Origin of the sequence: Halobellus sp. Atlit-38R (genome assembly GCF_003665925.1) — an archaeon.
In the GTDB taxonomy this organism is placed as follows: Archaea; Halobacteriota; Halobacteria; order Halobacteriales; family Haloferacaceae; genus Haloquadratum; species Haloquadratum inordinatus.
Genome location: NZ_QXIJ01000019.1, coordinates 33,593 through 39,656, shown reverse-complemented (window position 1 = coordinate 39,656; position 6,064 = coordinate 33,593). Strand labels below are relative to the sequence as shown.

Annotated in this window: 5 protein-coding genes and 2 pseudogenes; 2 read left to right on the top strand and 5 right to left on the bottom strand. The window is 51.7% G+C overall.

Translation table 11 applies throughout. The annotated features are described in order from the left end of the window. Positions 1-182: 182 nt before the first annotated feature. The 4 genes and pseudogenes from D3D02_RS20430 to D3D02_RS16575 form a co-directional block, all read right to left on the bottom strand. Positions 183-1,160, bottom strand: coding sequence for a hypothetical protein (locus tag D3D02_RS20430; protein ID WP_147435657.1), 978 nt, complete (start codon positions 1,158-1,160; stop codon positions 183-185). Between the two features lie 119 nt (positions 1,161-1,279). Next, a pseudogene (locus D3D02_RS16585) lies at positions 1,280-2,497 on the bottom strand (IS701 family transposase). Between the two features lie 392 nt (positions 2,498-2,889). Continuing rightward, positions 2,890-3,375, bottom strand: coding sequence for a hypothetical protein (locus tag D3D02_RS16580; RefSeq protein ID WP_096396441.1), 486 nt, complete (start codon positions 3,373-3,375; stop codon positions 2,890-2,892). Beyond that, positions 3,368-4,240, bottom strand: coding sequence for a ParA family protein (locus D3D02_RS16575; protein ID WP_121571080.1), 873 nt, complete (start codon positions 4,238-4,240; stop codon positions 3,368-3,370). Before D3D02_RS16575 ends, D3D02_RS16580 begins: the two co-directional genes overlap by 8 nt. Positions 4,241-4,731: 491 nt before the next feature. On the opposite strand from D3D02_RS16575, the gene D3D02_RS16570 reads away from it, so the two are divergent. Together D3D02_RS16570 and D3D02_RS21670 are read left to right on the top strand one after the other, a co-directional pair. After that, positions 4,732-5,406, top strand: coding sequence for a helix-turn-helix domain-containing protein (locus D3D02_RS16570; protein WP_121571079.1), 675 nt, complete (start codon positions 4,732-4,734; stop codon positions 5,404-5,406). After that, a pseudogene (locus tag D3D02_RS21670) lies at positions 5,403-5,620 on the top strand (nucleotidyltransferase domain-containing protein); the annotation flags it as partial. The gene D3D02_RS16570 and the pseudogene D3D02_RS21670, both read left to right, overlap by 4 nt. Here D3D02_RS21670 and D3D02_RS16560 read toward each other — a convergent pair. Then, complete coding sequence (locus D3D02_RS16560) at positions 5,602-6,063, bottom strand: hypothetical protein (protein ID WP_121571077.1); 462 nt, start codon at positions 6,061-6,063, stop codon at positions 5,602-5,604. The pseudogene D3D02_RS21670 and the gene D3D02_RS16560 sit on opposite strands and share 19 nt — an antisense overlap. Position 6,064 lies beyond the last annotated feature (1 nt).

Below are 6,064 nucleotides of genomic sequence, written 5' to 3'. Positions count from 1 at the left end.
GTCAACCGACGTCTTATGAGTGTTGGAGAGAGTTCGGGTAACACAACCTCTCTCTACGCGGTTTCTGAAGATAATCTCATCAAGACAGCACCGTCTGTCGGTTTCGCTCCTTAACCGAACACGGATGCATCTCGATATATAACTAAAATATGTGTGGGAGCAGGTATATGACTGTTTGAATCCTATCCAGTACAGCCAATTACTCCATCCTCACCTTGATCATCTGTAATTGACCATTCAAGAGGATCACCGCACGAAAAGCCAATTGAGACCCCACCAGTCCCAACCGAAATGGAAGAGATGCCACAATTACCTGCAGTGTGCTTATAATCCATTGCAACGAGCCGGGTCGTTGCAGACTCGTCCGGATCATTCTGGATCAATTTCATCCCAACAGATGCATCAGGGGACGGGCAAGTTCCTGATTCATCTTGAAGAGCAGCCCAGTCATCATATTCCCAGGCAATGCCATTAGGATCTAGATCACCATCTGTTCCCCCCACATAGCAATGATCAGTAGAGTACTCAGATCCATCGACCCGTGAATAGTCTGTAGAGGGGAAGTAGAGACCAACAACGTCATTTGGATCTGCTGCTGGCTCATATGTTTCACAGAGGTCATCAAAGTAGAAATAAAGATCTGCCCAAGTTCGAGTGTAATCATCGCAATCATATGAGAGTGTCAAAGTCCAGTTGAACATCGATGATTGGTATGCCTCAGTACCGACCTCGTTATTCTGTTCTTGGTTGGGAGTAAACTTATGATTACCAGATCGGTATGACGATCCAAATCCACCATCTGCGATGTACTGACGGTATGCTTTTTCAGGAGATTTCGACAGATACGATTTGAATTCATTCTTTACTTGGTGCTTGAATTCTTTTCTTTCCGTTTTTCCCTTGATATCCTGATATTGAGAAACAGCTTTTCTAAGGTTTCGCGCCCTTCGCATATGCTCGTCAAAATCTCCCTTCTCTTTTGCGTTAGCAGAACCGATAGCACCAATACTTAGACTGGAACCAGCGATTCCTGCTAACACAGAACGGCGAGAAATATTCTTGAGTCTAGAATCACTAGCCGGCTTATTTTGGTATGTATTCCTTTTATTCATCTCATCGGTTCTTCTCGTACCACCGTCGGAATGTTGGGTTTTTCTCATTAGGAACACCAACAGATCAAATATGAACTGATTAACATATCATTTCATCGGCTGATATTTCAAAATAGAATTGAGGAGGGTCCCACCATATGATAATTTCCCAAATATTTCATTCCTTCTCAGCTTTGCACGTTAGCGTCAGCTGTTGAGTGAACGAAGAGGTAGTCGATCTCTTCCATAAGGTCACCAATGCCTCGGTCATCATTGTCCCGAACCCACGAAAGAAGGTTGTACACGGCTTCTTTCAGGGAATGTTCAAGGTTCGCCCGAAGCGATGACGCTTTCGAGCAAACCGTCCCCAAGGCACTCGAATCAGGATCAAGACGAACGAGACTGTAGGCGGCCATAAAAAGGTGCCAGTGGCGACTGACACCTTCGTCTGTCTGTATCTCGCAGTCTCCCAAGAGATCCTGCTTCGAGTCCTTGAAGAACGTCTCGATGCGCCACCGCATTTCGTAGGAGCGAATCACGTGTTCGGTCGGTCTGTCGATCTTGCTCGTAGCGAGGTGTTTGATCGGGTTGTCCTCGTCTTCCTCGGTTTCTTTCTCGGCGATGACCACCTTCACGTCTCCCAGCTAGGAGACGGGAAGCTTCTTCGTCCAGATGTAGTAGGTGTCGTCCTCAATGTCGCGTTCAGTCGTGTCGATGCGCTTTTCCAGCGCATCGATGCGGAGTTCTTCGCCGGCGTAGGTCGCTTGTCGGTTGCTCCGGAGCGGGCCAATCCAGTCCTTGCCGTAGGATTCGATGTGTTTAGGAAGGCCAGAATCGTGGGCGAACCACGAGTCGAAGAGATAGGTGTTCCTGCGGACACTTACTTCTTTTTCAAGTACCGTGACGATCTCGCGGGCGAGATAGTACCTGTGTCGTGATATTGTCGTCGTTGCCCTGTTGTTCGTAGAGGCGGAAGGTGAGCGGGTAGGCGGTTTTGTCATCAGCGTAGAAGGCGTAGAAGAGGTCTTGGCTCCAGACAGTGCCACCTTCAGCGTGATCGTAGAAGTGGCCGACACCGGAGACTTCGTTCCCGGCTTTCTCGGTAATCGTGTCGTCGAGGATGATGTAGCCACCTTTCGACCAGCGCGTTTCACCGTGTTCTGAAGTTCCTCAAGGTGCTCGTGGTTGAACTCCTGTTTGTTCCAGTCGTACTTGGTGAGGAACTTGTTGAGGGCGCGTTTGCTGTTGGCTAGAAGGACTTCACGTGCGGTGCCCGCTACGGTCTTGTTGCTGGCCGCAGCAAGACCGGGGGCGTAGGTTTTGGCGCGGTAACGTTGGGCTGGAGACAGCGACTCGAACTCGTCGAATGCACGCGTACACGAGAAAAAATCCGTAATCGGTATCATCTGTCCTTGCCTCCGCCCACGTCACGCTCCTACTTCAACGTGTAAAGATGAGTACATAGGAGGCAATGACCTACTTGTAATTGCAATTGTCGTCACCTCGTGTTGTTCTGGACTATTTCTTCCACTCTGGCGGCGTCTACCGGAAGACTGGAGACGAAGCTGACCACTCATTAATCGAGTTTTGTTCAACACGCACGCGCTACTGAGCAGATGATTCAGTCCCAAGCATACCATAAAAAAGCCACGCATCAAAATCATCCTCCGAGGTTGTGCGTTCGGACCCGGTTCCGAGAATAATCGCGGGACTGCAAGCAGATGGCTTCCTACACAATCTACATAATGTACAATACGCACGAAATCTAAATAATAGAGAAAATCACCCAAATCCAATGTTAATCGTTCGTAGCTTGCTCGCTCAGCATCTCCACAACTTCCTGAACACGTTCCTCATCGGCTTCGATACCACGCTCCCGGAGAATCTGGAGGGCGACCTCATCACCGTGGTCCGCAATTACCCGGAGACAGGCATCTTGAAACTCTCTTCCCTCAAATTCGGGAACATCAAACATAGAGCACGCAGCAGTTACCGATGATCGCATCCGGGTGACGCCATCCCACGTGTCCTCCCGGACATAGAAGCCGTGCATATCGGTCTCATCAAAGGAGAAGGCCGGTCCACCGGTGGATTCGTCCACATCCTCCTCATCCTGCTCAGGAATGGACTCAGTCTCCGACTCTGTGTCCTCAGTAGTTATCTCTTCATCCGGTTGCGGTTCATCCTGGGTGTCAGTACGTTCGTCGTCATCCGATTCGGCTCCTTCCTCCGTTTGTTTGAGCTGTTCAGCGACGTCCCCGAAACGGTCGTCCTCATTAGGCATAGCTGTGTTCCTCCACGAGGTCCGCTAAGTGGTCGAAATTCGGGATCTGGTCGCAATCTTCGTCGAACTCCGAGACCGGCATTCCTTGCTTGAAGGCGCGGGAAATTGCGGTCCGTTCGCGAATCCCTGGCTTCGGAATACTATCGATGGTGCGTCCCGAATCATCGAGGGCATCGAAGACCTCCGGGTCCACACGAGCGTACTCGGGGACGAATGAACCGAACTCCCGGTTGAGATTTTCAACGAGAGTCCGATGCTCGTTGCGTTGTCCCATTGTTTCGCGAATCATATTCGGAGTGACTGCGAGGATATCCAACCCGATATTCTGCCGGATTGGGGAGATCTGGCGTTCAATCATCTTATTGAGGCCGTTGATCGAGCCAGCACGCGGGATGAGCGGGATTATGACGCGCTGGACGGCGATGAGGGCGTTGTCGGAGAGTTTCCCACGGCCGCCTGCGGCATCAATTATCACGTAGTCGTATCCGTTTTGAATGAGCGGATCGACAACGTTCCGCCGAAGCTTCACGTCTGCGAACCGTTCGTCCTTCAGCCTCGTCTCAACATTCTCGAGCTCGTTACTCGACGGGAGGAGGTGAACGCCGAAGTCCGTCTCGATAAGCAGGTCTTCGGGGTCCTCACCATCGATAAGGGCGTCACCGAGGTTCGCATCTCGGTCGTACGCATCGTCGTATCCCAACTGGGTCGTCATGTGCCCGTCCTTATCCAGATCCAGTAGTACCGTCTCATGGCCACGAGCAGCGAGTCGATCAGCGATGTTGAGCGCGATCGTGGATTTCCCTACCCCTCCCTTGAGTAACGAGACAGCTGCTCCGGGGAGCCCTTCAAACTCGTCAGCACTCATAGCTCAGCACCCCGTAAGAAGCGGATTTTGTACATTTTGTAGGTAATGTACATTGGGTAGATGTTGAAGGTTGCGCGAGTTTTATCGATAATGTACGTTTTGCACTGGTCATACGCGGTCAATAAAGCTCGTCCATCTTAATTCTGTGTCAGACAGATTGCGTACGCCATCTACACAATCTACATTTTGCACATTACGTAGATTGTTGACACAACCTCAATTGTCATAATCACCGTCGACCCTGCGCAATCCACATAATTTAGATTATCAGCATTTCATACGTATTCATCGCAATCTTTGCCACCCACACGAACCAATTGAAGAAGCCCAATTTGCATTATCTACATTATCCACATTATGTAAATTGGCTATGAGACCTACATTCTTCAGTCATTATGGGAGAGTCCTGAGTGATAGAACTCAGGCAGAGCCGTTCTACCCCGTCTTCTAGTAAGACTTTTAACTTTTACCGGATTATTGGTAACCACCAGATGTACGAGGTGCTCGACGATACCGCGGCGCAGGTTATCCTCGCTATCGAGAGTGGTGACTCCATCCGCCATGTCGCCCAACACCTCCACACGCCGTACGAGACGGTGAGACAGGCCGTCAACCGACTCGAAGACGCAGGCTACGTTTCCTATGACGACGGCCTCACTGTCGTCGACGAGCGCGTACGCGACGCAGCACTCGAGCTCGTTGCTGCCAGCGCCGGCGTCAGTCCACCATCCATCGAGGAGGCCTACGTCATCCCGCAGTTCGGTGACTGGCCGTTCGCGTTCACGCGGATCGACGCCGTCTACGTGTGGACTCAGGGCGGCTACCAGGTCGGTCGCGAGCCCGACGACTATCCACTATTCCTCGCTGTTCGTGAGCAGGACGTCGACGCCTGGGAGACGTTTTTCGAATCGTTCGACCTCCCGACCGGATTCGAACGACAGCCCCGAGACGAACTGGACGGACCGCTGCAGATCGTCCTCGAGCCACGCGCGTCTCTCGATATCGAGCACGTCGAAGGGTACCCGGTGATCCCGAGAGCAGAGACAATCGAGTATATGCGCGAGAACTACGCCCAGTTCCAGTCGGGTCTGGCGATGCTCGACCGGATGTACGAGGACCTCGACCTCGGCGTCACGTATCGAGAGACCGAACGGGCACAGCCATGAGCTTCAACAACCGAAGTGACGCGCTCATCGAACTGCTCGAGGAGCTCACCCAACAGGGCCACGAGTACGTCCTTGTCGGCGGTTACGCTGTCTCAGCGTTCAATGCTCGCTTCTCCACGGACCTCGATATCGTCGTCGCGCTGGACTCCAAGGCTAAATTCCAGAATTTCTCGAAGAACAGGGCTTCGAAGGAACTCAGTCGAGACCCTCAAGGAAGCTCTGATACTGTTCCAGAAACTCGTCTAGTTCCGGTGGAGCCGTAATATCACTTCTAATCAGCCGGAATCCCTTCTCAGCGTAACAGTTGAGGACGGTTGTACCGTAGTCTGATAGCCGGGTGTGGGAGGATGAGTCGAGGATTTTCAGCATCATATCCTGTATCTCCTGTTTTTCATCCCACGGTATTCCTTCTCGCTCTATTTCCGCAACTATGAGGGTGGAGTAGATCTCGTATTTCTGGTCATCGTAGGCTTGGATGACGTCGGTGACAAACTCTTCACCGGGTTCGTCGTCCTCTGGGACGCGGCTCCGGTCTTTGATCCCTGCCATGGCGGAGAGGTAGTACTGGTCCCAGAGGCTGTCAAATTCTCCTGTAGTACTTTTCTCGTTGATCTGCCGGTAGTAGCTCCGTGCCTCGGTGCTGAGTCTGAAGGACATA

Bases quoted from the DNA above. Each gene is read 5' to 3' on its own strand.
- D3D02_RS20430 (WP_147435657.1), bottom strand. From the start codon at position 1,160: ATGAGAAAAACCCAACATTCCGACGGTGGTACGAGAAGAACCGATGAG.
- D3D02_RS16580 (WP_096396441.1), bottom strand. From the start codon at position 3,375: ATGCCTAATGAGGACGACCGTTTCGGGGACGTCGCTGAACAGCTCAAA.
- D3D02_RS16575 (WP_121571080.1), bottom strand. From the start codon at position 4,240: ATGAGTGCTGACGAGTTTGAAGGGCTCCCCGGAGCAGCTGTCTCGTTA.
- D3D02_RS16570 (WP_121571079.1), top strand. From the start codon at position 4,732: ATGTACGAGGTGCTCGACGATACCGCGGCGCAGGTTATCCTCGCTATC.
- D3D02_RS16560 (WP_121571077.1), bottom strand. From the start codon at position 6,063: ATGTCCTTCAGACTCAGCACCGAGGCACGGAGCTACTACCGGCAGATC.